The sequence below is a fragment of the Streptomyces aureus genome (genome assembly GCF_000725495.1).
GTDB classification, from domain to species: Bacteria; Actinomycetota; Actinomycetes; order Streptomycetales; family Streptomycetaceae; genus Streptomyces; species Streptomyces aureus_B.
The window spans coordinates 157595-183569 of sequence record NZ_JNZD01000018.1; the positions used below are offsets into that span (position 1 = coordinate 157595).

Below are 25975 nucleotides of genomic sequence, written 5' to 3' on the forward strand. Positions count from 1 at the left end.
TTTCCCTTCCGGCCCCCTCGGCCGGGACATTTCCGTGTCCTCGACGTGAGCGTTCCGTGACCTCACCGCACCGCCGTCAGGGGTTCACCCTCCGTTCACTTACGGCCTTCGGCGCCTTCACTTGATCTGCTTAATTTCGGCCTTACGCGGTGCGAAGGACGCCTCCGGGCGAACCCTTCACCTCGCTACGGACCGCAGTACACAGACACGCACGCCGCCACCTGACGGCGGCTCCTGGAAGGAACTCCCGAAGTGAAGCTTCAGCGCATGAACCGGCGGGCCCTTACCCTCGGTGCTCTCGCCGTCTCCGGCGCCCTGGCCCTCACGGCGTGCGGTTCTGACGACACCGGCAACAGCAGCGGTGGCGGCAGCTCGGCCTCGGCCAGCAACAACAGCGCCATCAAGTGTGACAACGCCAAGGGCCAGCTGCAGGCCTCCGGCTCCTCCGCGCAGAAGAACGCCATCGACGCCTGGGTCAAGGCCTTCACGGCCGCCTGCAAGGACGTCCAGATCAACTACAACCCGACCGGTTCGGGCGCCGGCGTCACCGCGTTCACCCAGGGCCAGACCGCGTTCGCCGGTTCGGACTCGCCGCTCAAGCCCGAAGAGGCCACGGCCGCCAAGAAGGTCTGCGGCGGCAACAACGCGATCGACCTGCCCATGGTCGGCGGCCCCATCGCGATCGGCTACAACCTCGACGGTGTCGACAACCTCGTCCTGGACGCCTCCACGCTGGCCAAGATCTTCGACGGCAAGATCACGAAGTGGGACGACAAGGCCATCACGGCCCTGAACCCCGACGCGAAGCTCCCGTCCACCAAGATCCAGGCGTTCCACCGCTCGGACGAGTCCGGCACGACGGACAACTTCACCAAGTACCTGAAGGCCGTCGCCCCGTCCGACTGGAACTACTCCGGCGGCAAGGCCTGGCAGGCCAAGGGCGGCCAGTCCGCCCAGGGTTCCGCCGGTCTCGCCCAGCAGGTGAACCAGACCCCCGGCGCGATCTCGTACTTCGAGCTCTCCTACGCCAGCGGCAGCATCAAGGCCGCCTCCCTCAAGACGGGCGCCGCCACCCCGGCCGCCGCCACCGTCGAGAACGCCACCAAGGCCATCTCCGCCGCGAAGGTCGTCGGCACGGGCAACGACCTGGCCCTGGAGATGAACTACAAGCCGACCGCCGAGGGCGCGTACCCGCTCACCCTCGTCACCTACGAGATCCTCTGCGAGAAGGGCAACAAGGCCGACACCCTGGCCGCCACCAAGTCCTTCCTCACCTACATCGCGAGCGAGGACGGCCAGGCGCAGCTCACCGCCGCCAAGTACGCGCCGATCCCCGCCGAGATCATCACCAAGGTTCGTTCCACCATCTCGAACCTGAGCTGACCCGAGTGTGCGGCCCGCCTCGCCGAGGCGGGCCGCACCGTCCGGTGCACCGCCGCCTGGAGCCGCCACTCGATCCGGCTCCGCAGACCGGAGACTCATGATGGACATATCGACACAGAGCACGCAAGCTCCGCCGCCCACCCCACGATCTTCGAGCGCCTCGCGCAAGCGGGCCGCCCGTGGAGCCACCCGCCCCGGAGACCGCGTCTTCCTCGCGCTCTCCCGCGGTTCCGGCATCCTCCTCCTGGTGATCATGGCCGCCATCGCGGTCTTCCTCACCTACCGCGCCTCCCTCGCGCTCAGCAAGAACGAGGGCAACTTCCTCACCACCTTCGAGTGGAACACCGGCCTCGTACCGCCGGTCTTCGGCATCGCGGTGCTGGCCTTCGGCACGGTGGTCTCCGCGATCATCGCCATGGCCCTCGCGGTCCCGGTCGCGGTCGGCATCGCCCTGTTCATCACGCACTACGCGCCGCGCAAGCTCGGCGGACCCATCGCGTACGTGATCGACCTGCTCGCCGCCGTCCCCTCCATCGTGTACGGCCTCTGGGGCGCCATCGTCCTCGTGCCGCACCTGAACGGACTGTTCGGCTGGCTCGACACCTACCTCGGCTGGACCGGCATCTTCAGCTGGCAGGGCGGCGCGCCCCGCTCCATGCTCACCGTCGGCATCCTGCTCGCGATCATGATCCTGCCGATCATCACCAACGTGAGCCGCGAGGTCTTCCGCCAGGCCCCCCAGATGCACCAGGAAGCAGCCCTGGCCCTCGGCGCCACGCGCTGGGAGGTCATCCGCATGTCGGTGCTGCCCTTCGGCCGCTCCGGCGTGATCTCCGCCTCGATGCTCGGCCTCGGCCGCGCGCTGGGCGAGACGATGGCCGTCGCCACCGTGCTCTCCCCGACCTTCGACATCCAGGCCAGCCTGCTCGACCCGGGCGGCGGCACCTTCGCGCAGAACATCGCGGCCAAGTTCAACGAGGCCACCGTGTTCGGCCAGGACGCCCTGATCGCCTCGGGTCTCGTCCTGTTCGTGATCACCCTGCTGGTGAACGGCGCGGCGCGCTTCATCATCAACCGCCGCAAGGAGTACTCGGGGGCCAACGCATGAGCAACGCACCCGTCACCCGCAAGCACGCCAGCACCCTGCGCGGCGGCAGCCTCCCGAAGTGGTCCCCCTGGGCCATCGCGGCGGGATCCGTCGTGGCCGGCCTGGGCATCTCCCTCGCCGCCGGCCTGGACAGCAAGGTCCAGTGGGGCCTGATCGCCGCGATCGTCTTCGTCCTCGGTACGTACGGGTTCGCCGCCCGCGTCGAGGGCCGCCGCCAGGCCAAGGACCGCGTCGCCACCAGCATGGTCTGGGTCTGCTTCATCGTCGCCGTCGTCCCGCTGGTCTCCCTGATCTGGGAGACCCTCAAGCGCGGTGCGAAGGTCTTCGACGTCTACTTCCTGAGCCACTCCATGGGCGTGGTCGCCGACACCGAGACCGGTGGCGGCATCTACCACGCGCTCATCGGCACCCTGGAGCAGGTCGGCATCGCCTCGCTCATCGCCGTGCCGGTCGGTGTGCTGACCGCGATCTACCTCGTCGAGTACGGCCGGGGCAAGCTCGCCCGGGCGGTCACCTTCTTCGTCGACGTCATGACGGGCATCCCGTCGATCGTCGCCGGTCTGTTCGTCCTCAGCTTCTGGATCCTGATCATGGGCATGGGCTACTCCGGCTTCGCCGGCGCGATGGCCCTGGCGATCCTGATGATGCCCGTGGTGGTCCGCTCCACCGAGGAGATGCTCAAGCTCGTCCCGAACGAGCTGCGCGAGGCCTCCCTGGCCCTCGGCATCCCGAAGTGGCGCACCATTCTCAAGGTGGTCCTGCCGACGTCCATCGGCGGCATCACCACGGGTGTGATGCTCGCGGTCGCGCGCATCACCGGTGAGACCGCTCCCGTGCTGCTGTTGGTGTGGGGTACGAACTTCATCAACAACAACCCGTTCAGCGGCCCGCAGGCCTCGCTGCCGCTCTACATCTACCGGCAGTACGCGGCGGGAACCCCGGCGTCCACCGACAGGGCCTGGGCCGCCGCGCTCGCCCTCATCCTGTTCGTCATGATCCTCAACATGGGTGCCCGCGCCATCGCGCGCTGGAAGGCGCCCAAGACGGGCCGCTGACGCGGCCGATCAGCGACCCGATCCTTCCGAAAGAAGCAGTGACTGACATGGCCAAGCGAATCGACGTAAGCGGTCTGACCGCCTACTACGGCGCCCACAAGGCGATCGAAGACATCTCCATGACGGTGGAGCCCCGCTCCGTGACGGCGTTCATCGGCCCGTCCGGCTGCGGCAAGTCGACCTTCCTGCGCACCCTGAACCGGATGCACGAGGTCACCCCCGGCGGCCGCGTCGAGGGCAAGGTGCTCCTCGACGACGAGGACCTGTACGGCAACGGCATAGACCCCGTGGCCGTGCGCCGCACCATCGGCATGGTCTTCCAGCGCCCCAACCCGTTCCCCACCATGTCGATCTTCGACAACGTGGCGGCGGGCCTGAAGCTGAACGGCAACTACAAGAAGTCCGAGCTCGGCGACATCGTGGAGCGCTCCCTCAAGGGCGCGAACCTCTGGAACGAGGTCAAGGACCGGCTGAACAAGCCCGGCTCGGGCCTGTCCGGCGGTCAGCAGCAGCGTCTGTGCATCGCGCGGGCCATCGCGGTCGAGCCGCAGGTCCTGCTCATGGACGAGCCCTGCTCGGCCCTGGACCCGATCTCCACCCTCGCCATCGAGGACCTGATCGGTGAGCTGAAGGAGCGCTTCACGATCGTCATCGTGACGCACAACATGCAGCAGGCGGCCCGCGTCTCCGACCGCACCGCGTTCTTCAACCTCTCCGCGGTGGGCCAGCCCGGCCGCCTGATCGAGATCGACGACACGGAGCGGATCTTCTCCAACCCGTCCGTCCAGGCCACGGAGGACTACATCTCGGGCCGCTTCGGCTGACCGGACCGCCTCCGAAAACCCCTCGCGGTGCTGCATGGCGGTGCCACCGCGAGGACGAGAAGGGCCCGCCCCTGGCTCCCGGGGGCGGGCCCGTTCGCGTTCCCTGCGGCGCGTTCCCCGCGGTGCCTTCTCAGCGGACCGAGACGGGTGGGCGGGCGGGAAACCGGGGGTCTGGGGGCGGAGCCCCCAGGGGCTGGTGGAACCCCGGGGGCCGGGCCGGTCCCCGGGCACAGATGGCGACGGCGCACGGATGGCCGCCGGCCATGTCACCCGGGACGGCAAACGAAGGGGGCCGGCCCCGAAGGACCGGCCCCGCACACCGCCGGACACCGGCAGCGCTCGTACTCGTACTCCTACAGGAACGCCAGGTTCACGACCCAGAAGCTGGCGGCAGCCACGATCGCCGCCGCCGGCATGGTGATGAACCAGCCGAGGACGATGTTCTTGGCGACACCCCACCGCACGGCGTTCACCCGCTTCGTGGCCCCGACACCCATGATCGCCGAGGTGATGACATGGGTCGTGGAGATGGGCGCCTTGAAGAGGTAGGCGGTGGCGAACATGATCGACGCACCGGTCGTCTCCGCCGCGAACCCCTGCGGCGGATCGAGCTCGATGATCTTCCGTCCGAGCGTGCGCATGATGCGCCAGCCACCCGCGTACGTACCCAGCGACAGCATCGTCGCGCAGACGATCTTCACCCAGACCGGGATCGGGTCGTTCGCGCTCTGCTCGCCGGCGATGACCAGCGCCATCACCACGACACCCATCGTCTTCTGGGCGTCCTGGAGACCGTGACCGAGCGCCATGCCGGCCGCCGACACCGTCTGCGCGATACGGAAACCGCGCTTGGTCTTGTGCGGGTTGGACCGCCGGAACAGCCACATGATCAGGGCCATCACGAGATAGCCGACGAGCAGACCGACGACCGGCGACAGGAACATCGGGATGATGACCTTGTCGACCAGACCGCTCCAGTAGACCGTCGTACCGCCGGCCAGCGCCGCTCCGACCATGCCGCCGAACAGGGCGTGCGAGGAAGAGGAGGGCAGTCCGAAGTACCAGGTGATCAGGTTCCAGGTGATCGCGCCGACGAGTGCCGCGAAGAGGATGCCCATCCCCTTCGAGCCCTCGGGCGTCTGGATCAGCCCCTCACTGACGGTCTTGGCGACCCCGCTGCCGAGGAACGCGCCGGCGAGGTTCATCACCGCGGCCATGGCGAGCGCCGCGCGAGGCGTCAGGGCACGCGTGGACACGGAGGTGGCGATGGCGTTCGCCGAGTCGTGGAAGCCGTTCGTGTACGTGAATCCGAGCGCGACCCCGATGGTCACGATCAAAGCAAAGGTGTCCATGAACGGGTCAGGACTCCTTGACGGCGATGGTCTCCACCGTGTTCGCCACGTGCTCGAACGCGTCGGCCGCTTCCTCCAGCACGTCCACGATCTGCTTGAGCTTCAGCACCTCGATGGCGTCGTACTTGCCGTTGAAGAGGTGGGCCAGCAGCTTGCGGTGGATCTGGTCGGCCTGGTTCTCCAGACGGTTGACCTCGATCCAGTACTCCGTGAGGTTGTCCATCGTCCGCAGGTTGGGCATGGCCTCGGCGGTGAGCTCCGCCGCCCGCGCCAGGACCTCGATCTGCTGCTCGACGCCCTTGGGGAGTTCCTCGACGTTGTAGAGGACGACGAGATCGACGGCCTCCTCCATGAAGTCCATGATGTCGTCGAGGGACGAGGCGAGGTTGTAGATGTCCTCGCGGTCGAAGGGCGTGATGAAGGAGGAGTTCAGCTGATGGAAGATCGCGTGTGTCGCGTCGTCACCGGCGTGTTCCGCGGCCCGCATACGCTCTGCGATCTCGGCCCGAGCGGAAGCGTCCGCCCCGAGCAGTTCCATCAGGAGCTTCGAGCCCGTGACGATGTTGTCCGCGGACGCGGAGAACATGTCGTAGAAGCTCGTCTCCCTGGGGGTCAGACGAAAGCGCACGTTGGGGTCCTCGGGGTGCTTCGGTTCGGTCAGGCTGATGCTAGGCGCATCATCCGGCCACGGCTAACGGGCCGCCACCCAGTGTCGCCCATCAAGCACAGTGATCGGCACGGGGTCCGGAACCGGCGCCGGGCAAGGACTCCTTACCCAGCAAAGTTCGGTACGATATACCCACCAGGGGTATATGTAAGTGGCGTTTCAGACAGGATCGCCGATCGGATCCAGCAGGAGGACGCGATGACGACCACCGAGGCCGGCGAGACGGCGCCCTCCGGCGACGCACACGAGGTCGTCACCGACCACGACCGCGGCATCCACGGCTACCACCAGCAGAAGGACGAGCACCTGAAGCGGCTGCGCCGCATCGAGGGCCAGGTCCGCGGCCTGCAGCGGATGGTCGACGAGGACGTCTACTGCATCGACATACTCACCCAGGTGTCCGCCTCCACCAAGGCCCTCCAGTCCTTCGCCCTCCAGCTCCTGGAGGAGCACCTGCGCCACTGCGTGGCCGACGCGGCGCTCAAGGGCGGCGACGAGATCGACGCCAAGGTCGAGGAAGCCACGAAGGCGATCGGCCGCCTGCTGCGCACCTGAGCCGCCCGCCGGCCCGCGGACGCCGCACGAAGTGCGCGAACCGTGAGAGATACGACGCATGTGACATCCGCGACGCGCGCGCCCCGGCCATCGGGACGGGGCCGAAAAGGACTAGTCCTCCGCGCGCCGCTGCTCAGGAGCGCGTTCTTCGGCCACTTTCAGCACCGCGTCGATGCTCTCCAGACTGAGGCGGTCCTCATGCGCCGCCGAGGCCGCGATGATCAGCTCGCCGCACAGGTCGATCTCGGCGAGGGCCACGTGGTCCTGAACTGCCGTACCGCCGAGCGGAGCCACGCGCATCACCTCTTCCTGCCGTCACCGACTTCCTAGAGTAGGGAGCGGCCTACACACCGCGCATGGCACGGAAGGGCCATTTCCGGCCCTCCTCTGAAGCTACGGCTCCGGATGCTCTTGCCCATCCCGTCGGAACCCACTACTCCGCGATCTTCCCGGCGTAGATGTCCGAGGACTTCGGCAGCCGTACGACGGCGGGGCTGCCGAAGTCGTACAGCAGGAGCGTCGAGGCGACGTCGACGGTCCCCTTGCGCTGTCCGTTGACGAAGCTGAACCGGTGCCGGACCTTGCGCAGCCGCCCCTGGTCGTCGAGATAGGCGTCGAAGGGCACCTCTGCGGTGGCGAACCCCTTCGCCGCCGCCGCCAGCGCCGGCCGCTGCCCCGCCGAGGCGCCCCGCGCGGCGGCGCCGAGATCGGCGGTCCCGCGGTAGTGCCGGACCGGGATCCCGGCGACCTCGGTCCTGCCCACATAGGTCACCGACCGGGCGCCGCGCAGCAGTTCGGCGGCGGCGTACGGGTCGGTGGCGCCGCCGGTGACCAGATTGCCGTCGGTGAGCCCGGCCGTCGCCACCCGCACCCATTTGTCGGCGGGCACCCCGGCGCCCCGGTTCTTCATGAACAGGGCGCCCGGAGCGAGCAGTTCGGTGATCGGACGGTGCTCGGCCGCGCCGGCCGGGTCCTGCGGCAGCACCACCTTCAGCCGCCCCGTCTGCTTCCTGAAGTCGTACACGCCCTGCCCGCGGATGGTGACCCGGGTCCCGCCGGTGGCCATCTCCATGGACGTACTGGCCTTCGCGCTGCCGGCCCGCTCCAGCTCGGACACCGCCCGGCGCAGCGTCTCGACGGTGCCGGGCCCCTTGCCGACGGCCTCCGCGGCCGCACCGCTGCCCGAGCACCCGGTGCAGCAGACCATGAGCCCCGCCGCCACGAACGCGACCAGGACCGCCGCCCGTTCCTGCTGCTGCGCCACCATCGTCCACCGACCCCCAGCCGGTCCGTCCCGGGCCTTCCCGTCGTTCCGTTAACGACAGGTGCGGACGGCCGTCACGCGGCAGGAATCCGTTCACCGGGCTTGGGTAACGTTGTGGGTGTGGAGCACCTGGACGAGTCCGACCCTCTCACCGGTCACCGGACGACCACGGTCGAGCAAGGCCGCTTCTGCCTGGCCCGTTGCAGCTGCGGCTGGCGGGGCCCGGCGCGCCGCGCCAGAAGCCAGGCCCGAACAGACGCCACAACCCACGCCCTGACGGTCCCCACCTAACCCGTCCCCCGGCCAACCGACCCCTGCCACCCAAGCCTCAGCCGCGGCATGCGCCACCCGGCACGAGCCCACCCGAGCCGAGCCCCCTCCCCCTCCCTGAGGCCCAAGCCTTCTCTCGCCCCCTCCGCCCCTACCCATCCCTGACCTGGGGCTCCGCCCCAGACCCCGCTCCTCAAACGCCGGAGGGCTGAAAGGGGCCCCGCGCCCGAGAAGCGGGCCGGAGGGAACCGGCCCTACCCAAGAGGCCGGCCGGGGGAAGGCCACCCCTGGGGCTCCGCCCCCGGGCCTGGGATGGGTCTCACCCAATCCACCACGCGCCCGAAAGGTGGGCCGGCGGGGTTGAAAGTTTCCTCGGCCTGGGCTTAGCCGCCGGGCCCCACGACCGCACCCGCAGCCGGGATCCGGCGTGCGGGGCTGACCCTCAGCCCCGATTCATCGGCACCCGGGATTCGGCGCGGGGACCGGAACTCAGCCACGATCCACCGGCACCCGGGATCCGGCGCGAGGGGCCGTGCCGGTACATCGATGCCCGTCGCCACTAACGTCCACATCTCCGTCCAACGGCGACGGGCTGATGCACCGGCACGGCCCCGACCCACCCAGGGCCATGGGGCCCGTCTCGTTCCACGGAACCCACGGGAGGCACACATGCAACGGCGTTCGTTCATCGGCGGAGCCACCGCCGTCCTCGCGACGGCGGCCACGTCCGCCTGCACCGGCGGCAAGACCGACGGAAAGGCCACCGGCACGAACGCCGCGAGCACCGCGTCCAGCACAGGCACCACCACCGGCACCGGCATCCGCACAGCCACCACCGCCGACCGCGCAGCCGCCAACTGGATCGCCCTAGGCCACCAGCTCGACGGCGCCCTCATCCGCCCCGGCGACCACAGCTGGCCCGCCGCCCACCAGCTCTACAACACCCGCTTCGACAACCTGAAGCCCGCCGCCGTCGCCTACGTAGCCCACGCCGACGACATCCGCACGACCATGGACTACGCCCGCGCCCACGGCGTGAAGGTCTCGATCCGCAACGGCGGCCACTCCTACGCCGGCTGGTCCTCCGGCGACGGCCGTCTGATCATCGACGTCTCCAAGCTGAACAAGATCCGCGCCTCGGCGAACGAGGCGGTCGTCGGCGCCGGCTCCAAGCTGATCGACGTCTACCGCGCACTGGCCGCCAAGGGCGTCACCATCCCCGCCGGTTCCTGCCCCACCGTGGGCGTCTCGGGACTGACCCTGGGCGGCGGCCACGGCGTCGTGTCCCGCGCGTACGGACTGACCTGCGACAGCCTCACGCAGGCGACGCTGATCACCGCCGACGGCAAGCAGCTGACCGCGAACGCCTCGGAGAACAAGGACCTGTTCTGGGCCCTGCGAGGCGCCGGCAACGGCAACTTCGGCGTCGTCACGGAGCTCCGCTTCAAGACCCACCCCGCACCGCAGGGCGTCTCGGCGTACATGACGTGGCCGTGGGCCAAGGCCGCCGCGGTGGTGAAGGCCTGGCAGGAGTGGGGCCCGACCCAGCCGGACGAGATCTGGTCGTCCTGCCACCTGGCCGGCGCGGCCGGCGGCACCCCCACGGTCTCCATAGCCGCGTTCTCCCTCGGCACCTACGGCGAGCTGCAGAACGCGGTGGACCGGCTGGCGGACCGGATCGGCTCGCCCGCGCGCAGCGTCTCCCTCAAGCGGCGCTCGTACGAGGACGCGATGGAGGTGTACGCGGGCTGCTCGTCGTTCTCGGCGGACGCCCAGTGCCATCTGCCGGGCTCGACGCCGGGCCGCAGCCCGCAGGGCGCCCTCGGCCGGGAGACGTACGCGGCCCGCTCGGACTTCTTCGACCGCTCGATATCGGCGGCCGGGATCCAGACGCTGCTGAGCCAGATCTCCGCGGTCCGCGGCGGCGCGGGCAGCATCGCGCTGACGGCGCTGGGCGGCGCGGTCAACCGGGTCGCGCCGACGTCCACCGCGTTCGTGCACCGCCGCTCACGGATGCTGGCCCAGTACATCGTGTCCTGGCGGGCGGGCACCTCGGGCACGACCGCCCAGTCCTGGCTGACGGGCGCCCACAACGCGATGACCCGGTACGCCTCGGGCGCGGCCTACCAGAACTACACCGACGCGACGCTGACGAACTGGCGCAAGGCGTACTACGGCGACGCGGCCACGCGTCTGACGACGCTGAAGCACCAGTACGACCCGAACCGCTTCTTCTCGTTCCCCCAGGCACTCTGACGGCGGGCCCAAAGCCGAACGAACCGCCCACCCGTCGACAACCCGAAGCCGAACGAACCAACGCACCCCGCGACAACGCAAAGCCCGAGCAGCCCGCACCCCGCGACAACGCAAAACCCGACCGACCCGCCCCCGCCACAACGCGAACGGCCGGAGGCCTACGCCGCGAGGTCCCGTTCCTCCGTGTGCTCGGCCCGCGCCCCCGGGATCAGGCTCTGCCTCCCGGCGGGCGAGGCGCCGCGCGCCCGGATCAGCCGGCCCGCGCGCGGCGCCGTCTCCACGGCCTTCATGACGGGAGTCAGCAGGGCCATGGCGAGCGGGGACAGCAGCAGGACGACGGCCGTGCCGAGCGCGAACCCGCCGACGACGTCCGTCGGGTAGTGCACGCCCATGAAGACCCGGCAGAACCCTTCGAGCAGCGCGAGGGCGATCCCGGCGAGCCCGAACTTCCGGTTGGCGACGAACAGTCCGACGCCCATGGCCATCGTGATGGTGGCGTGGTCGCTGACGAAGGAGAAGTCGGTCTTGCCGCCCACGAGGACGTCGAGGCCCTGGTGGTCCACGAAGGGGCGCGGGCGCTGCACGAAGCCCCTTATCGGGACGTTCACGAGGAGCGCGATGCCGGCCGCGAGCGGGGCCCAGACGAGGGCGGCCACGGACGAGGCCGCGTCGGCTCCGCCCCGCCGCCGCACGGTCGCCCAGCACCACACGACGAGCAGGACCATCGCGAGCGGCAGACCCCACTCGCCGATGAACTCCACGACCCGGTCGGCCCAGTGCGGAGCGTGCTCGGCCAGGCCGTTGATGTCGTAGAGCAGGTCGACGTCGGGGTTCGAACCCGATTCGGCGAGTTGCGCCATGGCGCTGCGGCCCCTTCGTCGTCTTTCCCGCGGCCGCGCCCTTTCGCGCGCCGCTCGATCCCACCCCCGTGGTTGTAGATCAGTTCTCTACGTCAAAAGGAACGCACGGTCCCCTCCATTACGTTCCACCCTCCACGGAATGATCACGCACACGTTATCGAAGAGAGATATCGCCGCAGATCAGCAGGGGGATTCATACCGAAGTGGGCAGCGCTTTCGCGCCATCCTCGGTCACCCGGGTGGCCCCGAAGTAGTCGGGCGTGTCGACGGGGTCGAACCGGATCACGGCACCCGGCCTGGGCGCGTCGATCATGTATCCGCCTCCCACGTAGATGCCCACGTGCCGGATGGCCCGGGAGTCGGTGAGGTCGTCGGAGAAGAACACCAGGTCCCCCGGCAGGAGTTCGTCCCGTTTGGGGTGCGGCCCGGCGTTGTACTGGTCGTTGGCCACGCGCGGCAGGGTCACCCCGACACTTTCGTACGAGGCCTTGGTCAGACCCGAGCAGTCGAACCGTCCGCCCTGGTCAGCGGTGCCGTTGCCGCCCCACAGGTAGGGCGTGCCGAGCTTCTTCTGCGCGTAGGTGATGGCCGCCGCGGCCTGCTCGGAGGGGTCGACGCGGGTGACGGGGGCCGCGAAGCTCTTGGCGAGGGTGGTGATCGTCTTGACGTAGTTCCGGGTCTCCGCGTAGGGCGGCACGCCCCCGTACTTGATGACCGCGTAGGCGCCGGCGTTGTAGGCGGCGAGCATGTTGTCGGTGACGTTTCCGGGAGCGTTCTTCACATAGGCGGCGAGCTCGCAGTCGTACGAGGCGGCCGACGGAATCGCGTCATTGGGGTTCCAGACGTCACGGACGCCGTCCCCGTCGCCGTCGACGCCGTGGGTGGCCCACGTCCCCGGAATGAATTGCGCTATCCCCTCGGCCTGCGCCGGGCTCTTGGCGTTCGGATTGAATCCGCTCTCCTGATACAACTGGGCGGCGAGCAGGGCGGGATTGATGGCGGGGCAGAGATTGCCCCACTTCTGCACGAGGGGCTGGTACGCGGCGGGCACGGCGCCCTTGGCGAGCCCGACCACACCGCCGCCGATGCCGCCCGCGAGGTTCCCGGCGACCAGGTAGACGCCGACGACGAGCAGCATCACGAAGCCCATCGCCGCGCCGACGGCCACGGTCGCCACGATCCAGGCCTTACGCACCGTCAACCGCCCCTCGCCGACCGGGAGTCCGCCGACGTCAGTGTAGAGGCGGGCTCCCGCGCGGGAGGGCCGTCGTGCGCGCGGAGCGGGGGCCGTGTCCTGCCCGAGGGACGCTAACCGGCCAGGGCGGCCACGTGGTACAGCTCCTCGGCCTCGCTGCCGAACACGGCGCTGTACGAGACGTCGTCGGTGTCCCCGCCCTGTTGGTGGCCGCCGATGACACCGACGACGGCCCCGTCCCCGTTCACCCAGGGGCTGCCGCTGGTTCCGCCGGCGAAGGCGGGGCACTCGACGCGCTGCTGCGTACGGCTGTGGGCGGTGGGCTTGTCGGTGCAGGTGATGGGGGTGTCGAGGGAGCCGGGGTATCCGGTGACGGTGACGGCGGTGGCCCCGGTGGTGCGGTGCGCGGCGAACGCGTTCCCGCCGCCGACGGCGTCCTCGACCTCCTCGCCGCCCCGGCCCGCGAGGACGGCGAAGGCGACGTCGCTGTCCTCGTCCTGGTCCTGCTTCCAGCCGTCGGGCAGGAACACGCTCCGGACGTCCCAGAAGCCGTAGGGCGCCTTGCCGTCCCGGTAGCCGGGCGCGAAGGACAGCGTGCCCTCCGCGTCCAGGCAGTGGGCGGCGGTGAGGACGAGGTCCCGTCCCTCGCTGTGCACGACCGAGGCGGTGCAGAAGTGGCCGCCGCCGCCCTCGCTCGCCGCGCTCCCGTGGAACAGGGCGCCCACGCGGACGGTCCGGCTGTTCGAGACGGCCTGGACGGTCACGCCGAAGGGCCCCGGACCGTCGTCGGCCGAGGCGACGGACGAAGACGTCACCGCCAGCAGCACGAGGGCCGCACCGAGCAGTGCGGGCCGCCGGGTCTCCGGGAGACGGGTGATGCGGATGCTCTTCATCGCCCCTCACCTTGCCGCAAGCGGGTGAGAAAAACCTCGGACCTGTCCGAGTATCGCCTGTGAAAGCCGACCCCGCCCGACCACCGCCACCCGAACGCACCCCTGACCCCCGCGCCCCCGGCAGCCCCAGTGGCCTCCACGGCCCCACCCGGCACCCCTCCCGCAGCCCCAGACGAAAGGGCACCCCGCCGGAATCACGAAGCCCCGACGGAACCCGCCCGCGCCTCGCCCGCCCCCCGTTCCCGGCGTCCCCCGCGGCGCCCCGAAGCCGCGGCCCGGACGGCACCCCACCGGAATCACAAGAGCCCGACGGAACCCGAAGCCGCCCACGCCCGCCCGCACCTCCGCGCGCCCTGTGTCCCCCGCGCCGCCCTCCCGCCGCCCCCCGCCGCGGCGAAGCCCTCCCGCCGGAATCCGGACGGATCGTCCGGAAGCCGGAGGGCGGTGGGCCGGGGCGGGGATACGGTGGCCGCGGAAGCCCGCGATCCGCGCAACCGGACCGGCACCCACCGCCGCCCGGTCCGGTGCCCACCGTCGCGCCCGCGGCCCTCCGCCCCTGCCGCAGAGCCCCGACCACCGGAAGGACCGGACCCGTGCCTGAACTCCCCGCCGGCCTCGACTGGGTGCGTGCCGCCCCCGAGGACGCGACCGGTCCCGGTCCCTGGATCGAGATCGCCTTCGGCGCGGACGACCTGGTCCACCTCCGCGAGACGAGCGACCCGGAGAACGTCGTCACCACCACCCGCAGGAAGTGGGACGCGTTCGTCCTGGGCGTCCGGGCGGGCGAGTTCGACCACTTCGTCGAGGGGCTGCAGGACGAGCTGTCCCCGGCCCCCGCCCAAGACCCCTCGTGAGGCCCTGAGGCCGTCAGGCCGTCAGGCCCTGAGGCCGTGAGGTGAGAGTGGGCGCCCCGCGCGGAGCCCCACCGCCACCAGTGCAATTCCCCTGAACAAGCTGTGAGTTGAGTCAAGCGGCCGTCAGTCTCCCGCCATCCGCATGTCATGGGCAGGTCACGTGCCCACCGCGTTCAGTAAGGCGGAAGTAAGGCTTCCATAAGCCCCTTGTTGTCGCGTACTCAACAAGGGATGGTCATGCGCGGGCCGCCCGGCCCGTCGCCGGGGACACCGCACCGGCGACGCACCCGCACCGCCCCTGTCAACCACTCCCAGGAGGCAGTACGTTGCGCACCTCACTCCCCCAGAGACCTTCCGCGCGCGGTACCTGGCGCCGGGCCGGCGCCGCCGCCGTCGACGCGGCCGCTCTCGTCCTCGCGGGCCTCGGCGGCGCCGGGACCGCCCAGGCGCACGGCACCGCCAAGGTCACCCCCCACGTCAGCTGGACCAGGGCGTGCGCGACGCCCACGAAGCCCGGCGTAGCCGCGTGCAACGCCAAGCGGGTCACCGGCGGCGTCACCGAGTACATGGCGGAGAAGGCCTTCGCCAGGGGCGTCAGCCCCGAGGCCGCCACCGCCTCCACCCCCTCCGGCTTCGGCCCGACGGACCTCCAGGCCGCCTACGGCCTGACCTCCGCGGCCTCCTCCACCGGCTCGGGCGAGACCATCGCCATCGTCGACGCCTACAACGACCCCAACGCCGAGGCCGACCTCGCGACCTACCGCTCGTACTACGGCCTGAGCGCGTGCACCACCGCCAACGGCTGCTTCAAGAAGGTCAGCCAGACCGGCTCGACCACCTCGCTGCCCTCCAGCGACAGCGGCTGGGCCGAGGAGATCTCCCTCGACCTCGACATGGCGAGCGCGATCTGCCCGAAGTGCAACATCCTCCTCGTCGAGGCCAAGTCCGCCACGATGGCCAACCTCGGCACGGCCGTGAACGAGGCGGTCACCCTGGGCGCCAAGTACGTCTCCAACAGCTACGGCGGCTCCGAGTCGTCCTCGGACACCTCGTACGACTCCTCGTACTTCAAGCACACCGGCGTGGCGATCACCGTGAGCGCGGGTGACGAGGGCTACGGGGCCGAGTACCCGGCCGCCTCGCAGTACGTCACCGCCGTCGGCGGCACCGCGCTGACCAAGGCGACCTCCACCACCCGCGGCTGGACCGAGTCGGTCTGGAAGACCAGCAGCAGCGAGGGCACAGGCTCCGGCTGCTCCTCGTACGACACCAAGCCCAGCTGGCAGACCGACACGGGCTGCTCCAAGCGCACCATCTCCGACGTCGCCGCGGTCGCCGACCCGGCCACCGGTGTCGCCGTGTACGACTCGTACGGCATCACGGCCGGCTGGTACACGTTCGGCGGCACCAGCGCCTCGGCGCCGATCATCGCCGGCGTCTACGCCCTCGGGGGCACCCCCTCCAGCGGCTCCTACCCGGCCAAGTTCCCGTACACGGCGGCCGGCACCTCGGCGCTCAACGACGTGACCTCGGGCAACAACGGCACGTGCAGCACCAGCTACCTGTGCACCGCGACGACGGGCTACGACGGCCCGACCGGATGGGGCACCCCGGAGGGTGTCACCGCCTTCACCGGCTGACCTCCGGAGTGCGGGCGGGCCGGGAGACGTGGGGTTCCCTGGCACCACCCGGCGAACGGGCCGCGGCAACCAGCCGCGGCCCGTTCCGCTTGCCCGCCCCGCCTCGCCCCATGGCCCCCGGCGCGACACGTCCACCTCGCGCGGACCCGGCGACCCGGGGAACACCGGCGCGACGCACCGTCAGAATCCGCTCCACGAACCCGCGTCCGTTCGATTTCCGCCCGGCGCCCGAGGCGTAGAAGGGGACAACGACGGAACCACGCGCCAGGTTTCGCTTCCGCTTCATTGCCCGACGTGACCGGCCGTGATACACAGAGTGACGATACGACTCTTCGTATACCGAAGTACGCCTCCCGCACGGGTCCCGCGTACGCCGGTGACAAGGAATTCGCACGAATCCCGCCAACCAATGACGTCAAGTCGACATACGAAGGCGTCATTGTCGGCGAGAATGGGCCCGACCTCTGCGCACAGTGGCAGGGGGTGCAGAACTACCCACTAGGGGCGGTGACTTACATGCTTTTCGCAGCCGACAAGGGCGACATCAACACAATCATCGGTGGAATCGCCCCGGACTGGGGCCCCTTCGGCAGCCTGGGCAACGAAGCCAAGGTGATGGTCGAGGTGGTGATGGCGGTCGCCATCCTGCTCTGCCTCGGCATCGCGATCTGGGGTGCGGCCAAACAGCGCATCGGCGCCACGGCCCTCCGCGACACCTTCAGCGCCGAGCAGGGCAAGGGCCTCATCATCGCCGGGCTCACGGGAGTCTTCATCATCGGTTCCCTCGGCACGCTCTTCACCATCGTGTACGGCATGGCCGTGTAGCCCGGCCGGGCCGCGCCGCGCCGCACCCGGCGCGCCGTCAGCACCCCGGCCGGGCGCGCCCGGATTCTCGCTCCACCGATCCATCCGTCCGTCGTGCCCACCGGCTGAGGTTGCAACTCCCTGATGTCCAGTCACCACACCGCGCCCGCGCGGGAACCAGCACGGCTACCGTCGTACTACATGGTTCAGCGAGAGGTTGAGGGGGCGTACGCGGCATGAGTCTCGGTGACGAACCCGGGTACGGCGACGGCCCGCGCGGCGACGACGGGGGGTACGGCGGCTCCGGCCAGACCCGTACCCGCCTGCCCGACCGTCCGGGCGACGTCTACGGCGGCGCGCGGCGCGGCCGCGGGTCCTCCTCGCGGAGCCTGGTCACGGTCGTCGGCGTGGTCGTCCTGCTCATCGCCGCGATCGCCTTCGCGAACCGCGGCGACGACGCGGCCTCCTCCGGAGACGGCGCGGGCGACAAGACGAAGACGTCCCCCACGGCGGCCTCCGGCAACCACCCGGTGACCACGAAGACGACGGGCATCCCATCGGGCTTCCCCCACACACAGGAGGGGGCCCAGAGCGCCGCGGCGAACTACGGGGTCGCGCTCGGCTCCACCGGCATGTTCGACGCCGACCAGCGGCACGCGATCGTCGATGACGTGTACACGCCTGACGTGGCGGCCGCCAGACAACCCGACCTGGACTCGGCCTACACGAGCGAGAAGTTCCTGACGAACATCGGCCTGGACAAGAACGGCGCCGCACCGGCCGGCCAGACGTTCATCTCGCGCATCATCCCGGTCGGCACCAAGTCCAAGGCCTTCAGCGCCGACAGCGCCACGGTCGAGCTCTGGTACACCTCGCTCTTCGGCCTCTCCGGAGACGGGTCCACGAACCCCGTGTCGGAGAGCTGGTACACGACGACCTACCAGCTGAAGTGGATCAACGGGGACTGGAAGGTCACCGACTTCACGCAGAAGGACGGGCCCGTCCCGGTGGGGCGGGACCAGAAGGCCTCTACCGCGGACGACATGACCAAGGCCGTCGAGGAGTACGGAGGGTTCACGTATGCCCGCTAACAAGCCGCGCCGTGTCCTCTCGCTCGCCGCCACGGTGGCAGCGATGCAGTCGACCGCCGTCCTGCTGGCCACCCGGGCGGTCGCCGCCCCCAGCCCGACTCCCAGCCGCAACCCTTGCGAACTCGTCCGTGGCCCCGCCAGAAAGTACTGCGACAGCGGCACCAAGGGATCCGGCAAGTCCGGTCTGACCACCGACCCCGGTGTCGGGTCCGCCACGGACCCCCTCTCCTCGCTGGCCAAGGGCTGCGCCGACGCCGCCTCTTGGACCATCGACAAACTCTCCGCCGCCGTGAACGACACCGCCAACGTCGACTTCACGAACCAGAAGTTCCTCCAGCAGTACGCCGTCGTCTTCGCGGCCTCCACGATCCTGACCCTGCTGCTCTGGCTGCTGGCCGTCGCCAAGCGGGCCGTGCGAGGCGTCCCCCTCGGCACCGCCCTCTCCGAGGCGATCGGCTTCCTCTGGCTGACCGTCCTGGCCTCGGCGTTCACCCCGCTGATCCTCTACACCGTCGTCTCGGCGACGGACGGTGTGACGGAGGTCCTCGCCAAGACCACCGGCAACCAGACGGACACGTTCTTCGGCACGTTCTCCGGCACGTTCTCCGGCGCGCTGAACAAGGGCAGCAACATCGGCGGCGGCCCCATCATGCTGATCGTCGTCTCGATGGTCTCGATCCTGGCCGCCGGCATCCTCTGGCTGGAGCTGGTCATCCGGGCCGCGCTGCTCTACGTCGGTGCCCTCCTCGGCACCGTCGTCTACGCCGGCCTGGTCGACAAGAACCTGTGGGGCCACGTCCGCCGCTGGGCGGGCATCATGATCGCGGTCATCCTCGTCAAACCGGTCATCGTGATCGTGCTCGGCCTCGCCGGCGCCCTGTCGTCCTCCGACAACGGCCCCGACGCGTTCTCCGCGGTCGTCTCCGGCCTCGCCATCATCCTGCTCGCCATCTTCGCCAGCGCGATGATCTACCGCTTCGTCCCCGGCTTCGGCGACGAGATCGCCGGCTCCCGCAACAACCGCATCATGCAGGGCGCCGAGAGCAAGGCCGCCGCCGTGATCAGCTCCCCGGCCACCCTCGTCGCCCAGGGCATCAAGACCCACAGCTCGCGCGCCGACAACAACGGTGGCGGTTCGGGCGGCAACAGCCAGCCCCGCCCCGCCAACCCCGCGTCCGGCGGCGTGGCCGCGCACAGCAGCCGCACCCCGAACGGTGGCGGCGGATCTGTCCCCTCCGCCGCACCACCCCCGCGCAGCAGCGCGGTCAACACCCCGCACGCAAGCAACACCCGCAACAGCAACCGCACGGGAGGTGAAGGGCGTTGACGACCGAGTCCCACCTGTCCCATCCGGTCACGCCCCGCCGTACATATCTGATCGGCCGCGCCCGGCCGAACGCGATCGTCGGCCGCAACCGCGAGTCCGGCGAGATCGCGCTCATCATCGCGGGCGCGTTCCTCGGCATGATGTGCGGCCTGCTCGTCCCGGTGCTGTCCCTGCGGATCGTGCTGCTCATGGGCTTCCCGCTGCTGGCGATCGCCGCCGTGTACATCCCGTACAAGCGGCGCACGTTCTACAAGTGGTTCGAGATCAACCGCAGCTACAAGCGGACCCTGCGCCAGGGAACGGCCTACCGCAACCAGGTCATGGAGGCCGGCACCCGCCTCGACGGCAGAGAGGTCGAGATCGGCCCGCCGCCCGGTATCGGCCGCATCTCCTGGCTCGCCGCCCCCTTCGGACCCGACGAGATCGCCGTGCTGCTGCACGCCGACCGCCGGACCGTCACCGCCGCCATCGAGATCGAGGGCCCCGGCGTCGGCCTGCGCGACAGCGAGGACCAGGAGGCCCTCGTCGACCGCTTCGGCACGCTGCTCAAGCACGTGGCCAACGGCGACGGCTTCGTCACCCGCCTCCAGATGCTCGCCCGCACCCTGCCCGCCGACCCGGACGCCCACGCCAAGGACGTCTCCCAGCGCGGCGACGACCGGGCCCCGGGCTGGCTCCAGCAGTCGTACGACCAGCTCCAGTCCATGGTGTCCACGAGCAGCGAGCAGCACCGCGCCTACCTCGTCGCCTGCATGCACTACTCCCGCGAACTGGCCGCCGAGGGCCAGGCCATGGCCCGCGCGGCCCGGCCCCAGGGCGGCCGCAAGGTCGACCGGGACGCCGGACTCGCCGTCGTCATGGCCCGCGAGCTGACCGACATCTGCTCCCGGCTCCAGGAAGCGGACATCCGCGTACGTCAGCCGCTCGGCCAGGGCCGGCTCGCCTCCCTCGTGCACTCGATGTACGACCCCGACCACCCCATCGACCACATCCAGGCGATGACCAAGCGCAACGCCTGGCCGGCCGAGCTCGACGCCATGGAGCCCACGTACCTCCAGGCGAAGACCCGCGAGTCCTCCACCCGCGCCCCCTGGTGCCACGCCACGGCCTGGGTGAAGGAATGGCCGATGACCCCCGTGGGCGTCAACTTCCTCGCCCCGCTCCTCGTCCACACCCCCGACGTCATCCGCACGGTCGCCGTGACGATGGACCTCGAACCCACCGAGATCGCCATCGAACGCATGCTGACCGAGAAGACCAACGACGAGGCCGAGGCCAGCCGCGCCGCCAAGATGAACCGCACCGTCGACCCCCGCGACATCGCCTCGCACAACCGCCTCGACCAGCGCGGCGAGGACCTGGCGAGCGGCGCCGCGGGCGTCAACCTCGTCGGCTACATCACCGTCTCGTCCCGCAATCCCGAGGCCCTCGCGCGCGACAAGCGCACCATCCGCGCCTCGGCCGGCAAGTCGTACCTGAAACTCGAGTGGTGCGACCGCGAGCACCACCGCGCCTTCGTCAACACACTGCCGTTCGCCACCGGAATCCGCAGGTAGGGGCTGATGCACTGATGCGGGATCCGTTGTCCGCCGCGACGGACGCCTTCACGTCGTTCCTCTTCGGCAAGGTCGAGACGACCCGCCTTCCCGTGCGCACCTCCACGGGCCAGGCGCAGGCGGTCTACCTGCCCACCGCCGCACCGGGTCTCGGCGACTCGGGCGTCATCATCGGCCGCGAGGTGTACTCCGGCAAGGGCTACATCTACGACCCCTTCCAGCTGTACGGGCAGCAGCTCCCCGCCCCGCACTGGCTGGTCCTCGGCGAGTCCGGCAACGGCAAGTCGGCCCTGGAGAAGACGTACGTCCTGCGCCAGCTGCGCTTCCGCGACCGCCAGGTCGTTGTCCTCGACGCCCAGGGCGAGGACGGCGTCGGCGAATGGAACCTCATCGCGCAGGAGCTGGGGATAACTCCCATCCGGCTCGACCCGACGGCCGCCCTGGACATGGGCATCCGGCTCAACCCGCTCGACCCCTCGATCACGACGACGGGCCAGCTCGCCCTGCTGCGCACCATCATCGAGGTCGCGATGGGCCACGGCCTCGACGAGCGGTCCGGCTTCGCGCTGAAGGTGGCCCACGCCTACGTCAACGAGACGATCGTCGAGCGCCAGCCGGTGCTCACCGACATCGTCGAGCAGCTGCGCCACCCCGAACCGGAGTCCGCCGAGGCGATGAACGTCGCCATAGACGACGTACGGGCCTGGGGCCTGGACGTGGCGCTGGTCCTGGACCGGCTCGTCGACGGTGACCTCAGGGGCATGTTCGACGGCCCGACGACGGTCGGCATCGACCTGGACGCCCCGCTCATCGTCTTCGACCTGTCGCACATCGACCGGAACTCCATCGCCATGCCCATCCTCATGGCGATCGTCGGTGTGTGGCTGGAGCACACCTGGATCCGGCCCGACCGCAAGAAGCGCATCTTCCTGGTGGAAGAGGCCTGGCACATCATCAACAGCCCCTTCGTGGCCCAGCTGTTCCAGCGGCTGCTGAAGTTCGGGCGCCGACTCGGCCTGTCCTTCGTGGCGGTGGTCCACCACCTGTCGGACGTCGTCGACGGAGCGGCGGCCAAGGAGGCCGCCGCGATCCTGAAGATGGCCTCGACCCGGACCATCTACGCCCAGAAGGCGGACGAGGCCCGGTCCACGGGACGGGTCCTCGGCCTGCCCCGCTGGGCGGTCGAGATCATCCCCACCCTGACCCCGGGCATCGCGGTCTGGGACGTCAACGGCAACGTCCAGGTGGTCAAGCACCTCATCACCGAGACGGAACGCCCGCTCGTCTTCACCGACCGCGCGATGACGGAGTCGTCCGCGGACCTCCGCTCCGACGACGCCCTGCGCGCCGCCGAACTGGAGGCCGAGGAACGGGCGGCGGCCTTCATGGAACAGCATCTGAACGACCTCGACGGCTCCACCGAGTCCACGGTGGCCTGAGATGAGACAGGACGACGACCGGCGCACCTCCCGGCACGAGGGGCCGGGAGGCATCCCCGACGGCCTGCTGATCGGGGTGCTCGGCTTCCTCCTCGGCATGACCCTGATGGTGTGGACGGCGACGGGCCTCGCGGGCTGGTTCTCCCGCGGCGCCTGGCCGGACGCGATCACCTTCACCCGTACGCCCCTGGCCATGCGCCATCTGATCGGCGAACCGCACGACATCGTCGGCGCCTGGCCCGACACCCCGCCCTCCCAGCTGTCCGGCTACGGCCTCTTCTGGGGCCTGTTCATCGGCCAGTTGATGGTCCTGCTGGTGCTCGCCGTGTTCGTCATGGGCACGGTGGCACGGTGGCGGGCGGGACGGGCGCGACGCCGGGCGGAGGCCGTCGCGGCCAAGGCATCGGGGGTGTCGGGGCCCTCCGCGGGCTTCGGGTCCTCCGTGGCTGCCCCGGACGCGCCCGACCCCTTGGTGCCGTCGGCACGGTCGGCACGACGACCGGGGCCCGCACAGCCCCTGGAGACAGCCCCCGGAGCGCCCGCGGGCGACCGAGCGGGCGACCTGCCGCGCGAACGGCTCGGCGAGGGACCCGGCGACGGATTCGGCGACCAGCCCGCCCACAGGAACCACGAACACCCGGCCGCCACCACCGCACCGGCATCGGCATCGGCATCGGCATCGGCATCGGCTCAAGGGACTCCCGTCCCGGCCTGGCAGACGCACGGTCAGACGGCCTCCCCGGCCGGGGTACGGGAACACCCGGGCCCGGAGCCCGCGTACTTGGACGCCGACGGGCGAACGGTCACCGGCGAGCCCGCGGGGCACCACCCCACCGTGGCCACCGCGGCCACCGCGGTGGCCGGTCCGGCCGCTCCGCCCCTCCAGCGGCCCCCGTGGGCATCCCCGCACGCGGTCGTCCTCGCCCCCGCCGCCTCCCGGCAGCCCACCGCCGCCCAGGCCGTGCGGGACGCCGAGGGACCGGCCCTCGTGATCACCTCCGACCCCCGCACCTGGTCGGAGACCAAGGACGCCCGCGCCAAACTGGGCCCCGTCCTCCTCTACGACCCCGCCCACCTCTGCGACACCCCGGCCCGGCTGCACTGGTCCCCCTCGGCCGGCTGCGAGGACAAGGAGACGGCGACGGCCCGAGCGGCGGCGCTCCTCGCCCCGGTGCGCCCCTCCGCCAAGGCGGACCAGGCGATGGCCGACGTCGCCGAAACCCTGATGCGCAGCTATCTGCACGCCGCCGCGGTGGAGGGCAAGGCGTTCCGGCACGTCCACCGCTGGGCCCAGGGCTCACAGGTGCAGGACGCCGTACGGGCGCTGCGCACCAACCCCAGGGCCGCGGCCGGCTCCGCGGGCGAACTGGAGGCGGCTCTCGTCTCCCATCCCGAACGCCGGGACATCGCGCAGGAACTGACGGCACGTGCGCTGTCGGCCCTCGTCACCGTCAACATCCGAGAATCCTGCACTCCGAACCGAAGTGACAGCCTCGCCTTGGATTCCTTCGTCAACGAAGGGGGCACTCTTTATATGATCGGTGAACCCATCGAGGACCCCAAGGCAGCTCCCGGCGCCATGCCGCTCCTGACGGCCCTCGCCTCAAGCGTGGTCGAGCGTGGCCGGCGCATGGCCGAACGGTCATCCTCCGGTCGGCTCGACCCACCACTCACGCTCGTCCTGGACGACATCGCGGCCGTGGCCCCGCTCCCCCAGCTTCCCGACCTGCTGACCACGGGCCCGGCCCGCGGTCTGCCGACCCTGGCGCTCCTCCGCTCCCGCGAACAACTCCGCTCGCGGTGGCCACAGTACGAGCTCCCGGTCTGAGCCGGGGCGGGGACTGCTCCTGAGGGACGGAACCCTCGGGGGACCGCCCCGCCGCCCACCACCCGTCGTCAGCCCCGGGTGATCTCGAACTCCAGCTCAAGCTCGCCGGTGTCCCCGGGCATCGGCGTGGTCTCCCCGGTGGGCCGGAAACCCGCCTTCCGGTAGAACGCCTCGGCCCGGCTGTTCTTCTCGTGCACGAACAGTCGCACCCGCTCGAGTCCGGCCTCCCAGGACCACGCGAGCGCGGCCTCGAAGAGCCCCCGGGTCACACCGGCCGCGCTCCCCCGGTACTCGGGCCGTACGAAGACCCCGACGACGTGCCCCTGACTCCGCTCGGGCACCACCCCGAACACGTCGGGCACCCCGCCCTCCTCGACCAGTACGGTCACGGACCCGGCCCACACCCCGTCCTCGCCCACGGCCACGAACTGCTGCCGGGCGGTGGCCCCGAGGGCCGCCCCCTCCGCACGGTCCTGCCAGAAGCCGTCCGCCTTGGACACCGCGTCCTCGTAGGTCTCCAGGAACGCAAGGTGCGCGACGGGGTCCTGCAGCGCGACGAGTCTGAGCTCCTTCACCTGGCGCCACTCGTCGGAGCGTATGGACCGGATTTCGTGGGTCATGGAGGTCATGCCCGTCACCGTAGTACGCGCGTACGGCCGCACTCACCCGTATATCCACCCTGCCGACCACCGCGTGGCCGACCACCGTCATGCTCTTCCCTGTACGGCGACACCTCGCCGACCGATCCGACTACGCGCAAGCTCGCCAGGGAGAACATCGCATGGCCAAAGTCCAACTAGAGGAACTCCGCAGCGTCATCCATCCCACGGGAAAGCTGGACAGCCGCGCGGAGCACTGGGCCGGCCGCCTCTACATGAGGTCCCTCTCCCTGCGCGTGACCCGGCATCTCGTCGACACCCGCATCTCGCCGAACCAGATCACCGTGATCATGGTCTTCGCCGGGATGCTCTCGGGAGTCGCCCTGATCCTGCCGGGCCTCGGCGGCGCCGTTCTCTCCGTCCTCTTCATGCAGCTGTATCTGCTGCTCGACTGCGTGGACGGCGAAGTGGCCCGCTGGCGGCGCCAGTTCAGCCCGCTCGGCGTCTACCTGGACCGTCTCGGCGCCTACCTCGCCGACGCCGCCGTGATGGTGGGCATGGGCATCCGCGCCGCCCAGCTCGGCCTGAACCTCTATCTGGTGGCCGGCCTGGCAGCGGCGATCGGCGTCCTGCTCCTGAAGTCGTCCTCTGACCTGGTGCACGTGGCCCGCTCCGACAGCGGCATGGAGAAGGCGACGGACGCCTCGGTCGTCCCGCGCTCCACCGGTCTCGCGCAGGTCCGCCGACTGGCCTCGGCCGTGGGCCTGCACCGCCTGGTCAACGGCATCGAGTGCACGATCCTGCTGCTCGTCACCGCGGTCGTCGACCTCGCGATGGGCGACCTGACGGCCACCCGGATCGCCACCGTCGCCGTGACGGCGATCGTCTGGCTGCTCGTGCCGGCGCACGTCGTCTCGATCGTCGCTTCGTCCCGCCTGAAGTAGCCGCCGTACATGAGAAAGGGGGCGGTCTCCTCGTGGAGACCGCCCCCTTTCTCATGAGCGTGTCCATCCAGATCCTGAGTACAGGTCCTGGATACAGGGCCTGAATACAGACCCTGAACGCAGAAAACCCCCGGACCGGTATCCCCGGTCCGGGGGTTTTCTTCACAATTTGTTCGGCGGCGTCCTACTCTCCCACAGGGTCCCCCCTGCA

At 70.3% G+C, this 25975-nt stretch carries 23 protein-coding genes; 15 read left to right on the plus strand and 8 right to left on the minus strand.

Annotation, left to right across the window (positions count from 1 at the left end):
- Positions 1-252: 252 nt before the first annotated feature.
- From pstS to pstB, 4 genes are all read left to right on the plus strand, one after another.
- On the plus strand, positions 253-1383 hold the full coding sequence (gene pstS / locus IO36_RS22700; RefSeq protein WP_209441249.1) for a phosphate ABC transporter substrate-binding protein PstS: 1131 nt from the start codon (positions 253-255) through the stop codon (positions 1381-1383).
- Between the two features lie 100 nt (positions 1384-1483).
- Complete coding sequence (gene pstC, locus IO36_RS22705; RefSeq protein WP_037622508.1) at positions 1484-2491, plus strand: phosphate ABC transporter permease subunit PstC; 1008 nt, start codon at positions 1484-1486, stop codon at positions 2489-2491.
- Entirely contained in the window at positions 2488-3546 is a 1059-nt protein-coding gene (pstA, locus tag IO36_RS22710; protein WP_037622410.1) for a phosphate ABC transporter permease PstA, read from the plus strand. The genes pstC and pstA overlap by 4 nt, the downstream gene beginning before the upstream one ends.
- A 47-nt stretch (positions 3547-3593) precedes the next feature.
- Positions 3594-4370: a phosphate ABC transporter ATP-binding protein PstB gene (gene pstB, locus IO36_RS22715; RefSeq protein ID WP_037622412.1), complete on the plus strand. Its 777-nt coding sequence runs from the start codon at positions 3594-3596 to the stop codon at positions 4368-4370.
- A 353-nt stretch (positions 4371-4723) separates the two neighbouring features.
- Here the strand turns inward: pstB and IO36_RS22720 are convergent, their stop codons facing one another.
- Both IO36_RS22720 and IO36_RS22725 read right to left on the minus strand, forming a co-directional pair.
- Positions 4724-5722: an inorganic phosphate transporter gene (locus tag IO36_RS22720; RefSeq protein ID WP_037622413.1), complete on the minus strand. Its 999-nt coding sequence runs from the start codon at positions 5720-5722 to the stop codon at positions 4724-4726.
- A 7-nt stretch (positions 5723-5729) separates the two neighbouring features.
- On the minus strand, positions 5730-6350 hold the full coding sequence (locus tag IO36_RS22725; protein WP_037622416.1) for a DUF47 domain-containing protein: 621 nt from the start codon (positions 6348-6350) through the stop codon (positions 5730-5732).
- A 237-nt stretch (positions 6351-6587) separates the two neighbouring features.
- Between IO36_RS22725 and IO36_RS22730 the strand changes: the two genes are divergently transcribed.
- Positions 6588-6944 (plus strand): metal-sensitive transcriptional regulator, encoded by a 357-nt coding sequence (locus IO36_RS22730; protein ID WP_037622417.1) that lies wholly within the window; start codon positions 6588-6590, stop codon positions 6942-6944.
- A gap of 111 nt (positions 6945-7055) precedes the next feature.
- Here IO36_RS22730 and IO36_RS22735 read toward each other — a convergent pair whose 3' ends face one another.
- Positions 7056-7244, minus strand: coding sequence for a hypothetical protein (locus tag IO36_RS22735; protein ID WP_037622419.1), 189 nt, complete (start codon positions 7242-7244; stop codon positions 7056-7058).
- 133 nt (positions 7245-7377) lie between these two features.
- Complete coding sequence (locus tag IO36_RS22740; protein WP_037622420.1) at positions 7378-8211, minus strand: SCO4651 family lipoprotein; 834 nt, start codon at positions 8209-8211, stop codon at positions 7378-7380.
- A 936-nt stretch (positions 8212-9147) separates the two neighbouring features.
- Between IO36_RS22740 and IO36_RS22745 the strand changes: the two genes are divergently transcribed.
- On the plus strand, positions 9148-10734 hold the full coding sequence (locus IO36_RS22745) for an FAD-binding oxidoreductase (protein WP_037622423.1): 1587 nt from the start codon (positions 9148-9150) through the stop codon (positions 10732-10734).
- A 158-nt stretch (positions 10735-10892) separates the two neighbouring features.
- Here IO36_RS22745 and IO36_RS22750 read toward each other — a convergent pair whose 3' ends face one another.
- The 3 genes from IO36_RS22750 to IO36_RS22760 all read right to left on the minus strand — a co-directional run bounded on the left by IO36_RS22750 (position 10893) and on the right by IO36_RS22760 (position 13682).
- The gene (locus tag IO36_RS22750; RefSeq protein ID WP_037622426.1) at positions 10893-11594 is read right to left on the minus strand and encodes a phosphatase PAP2 family protein; all 702 of its coding nucleotides are present in this window, start codon (positions 11592-11594) and stop codon (positions 10893-10895) included.
- A gap of 193 nt (positions 11595-11787) precedes the next feature.
- A complete protein-coding gene (locus tag IO36_RS22755; protein ID WP_037622428.1) occupies positions 11788-12795 on the minus strand; it encodes a bifunctional lytic transglycosylase/C40 family peptidase in 1008 nt (335 codons plus the stop codon).
- Positions 12796-12902: 107 nt separating this feature from the next.
- The gene (locus tag IO36_RS22760) at positions 12903-13682 is read right to left on the minus strand and encodes a trypsin-like serine peptidase (protein WP_037622430.1); all 780 of its coding nucleotides are present in this window, start codon (positions 13680-13682) and stop codon (positions 12903-12905) included.
- Between the two features lie 593 nt (positions 13683-14275).
- Between IO36_RS22760 and IO36_RS22765 the strand changes: the two genes are divergently transcribed.
- The 8 genes from IO36_RS22765 to IO36_RS22800 all read left to right on the plus strand — a co-directional run bounded on the left by IO36_RS22765 (position 14276) and on the right by IO36_RS22800 (position 24221).
- Positions 14276-14536: a DUF397 domain-containing protein gene (locus tag IO36_RS22765; protein WP_037622431.1), complete on the plus strand. Its 261-nt coding sequence runs from the start codon at positions 14276-14278 to the stop codon at positions 14534-14536.
- Positions 14537-14862: 326 nt separating this feature from the next.
- Positions 14863-16176, plus strand: coding sequence for a S53 family peptidase (locus IO36_RS22770; protein ID WP_037622433.1), 1314 nt, complete (start codon positions 14863-14865; stop codon positions 16174-16176).
- Between the two features lie 516 nt (positions 16177-16692).
- Positions 16693-17001, plus strand: a complete 309-nt coding sequence (locus IO36_RS22775; RefSeq protein ID WP_037622434.1) for a hypothetical protein — start codon at positions 16693-16695, stop codon at positions 16999-17001.
- 215 nt (positions 17002-17216) lie between these two features.
- On the plus strand, positions 17217-18071 hold the full coding sequence (locus tag IO36_RS22780; RefSeq protein WP_037622436.1) for a hypothetical protein: 855 nt from the start codon (positions 17217-17219) through the stop codon (positions 18069-18071).
- The gene (locus tag IO36_RS22785) at positions 18061-19398 is read left to right on the plus strand and encodes a hypothetical protein (protein WP_037622438.1); all 1338 of its coding nucleotides are present in this window, start codon (positions 18061-18063) and stop codon (positions 19396-19398) included. The genes IO36_RS22780 and IO36_RS22785 overlap by 11 nt, the downstream gene beginning before the upstream one ends.
- A complete protein-coding gene (locus tag IO36_RS22790; RefSeq protein ID WP_037622440.1) occupies positions 19395-20954 on the plus strand; it encodes an SCO6880 family protein in 1560 nt (519 codons plus the stop codon). The genes IO36_RS22785 and IO36_RS22790 overlap by 4 nt, the downstream gene beginning before the upstream one ends.
- 14 nt (positions 20955-20968) lie before the next feature.
- A complete protein-coding gene (locus IO36_RS22795; protein WP_037622443.1) occupies positions 20969-22393 on the plus strand; it encodes an ATP-binding protein in 1425 nt (474 codons plus the stop codon).
- Position 22394: 1 nt separating this feature from the next.
- Positions 22395-24221, plus strand: coding sequence for a type IV secretory system conjugative DNA transfer family protein (locus tag IO36_RS22800; RefSeq protein WP_037622445.1), 1827 nt, complete (start codon positions 22395-22397; stop codon positions 24219-24221).
- Between the two features lie 68 nt (positions 24222-24289).
- On the opposite strand, the gene IO36_RS22805 is transcribed toward IO36_RS22800, so the two are convergent.
- Positions 24290-24841: a GNAT family N-acetyltransferase gene (locus IO36_RS22805; protein WP_037622510.1), complete on the minus strand. Its 552-nt coding sequence runs from the start codon at positions 24839-24841 to the stop codon at positions 24290-24292.
- Positions 24842-25002: 161 nt separating this feature from the next.
- Between IO36_RS22805 and IO36_RS22810 the strand changes: the two genes are divergently transcribed.
- Positions 25003-25764: a CDP-alcohol phosphatidyltransferase family protein gene (locus tag IO36_RS22810; RefSeq protein ID WP_037622446.1), complete on the plus strand. Its 762-nt coding sequence runs from the start codon at positions 25003-25005 to the stop codon at positions 25762-25764.
- Positions 25765-25975 lie beyond the last annotated feature (211 nt).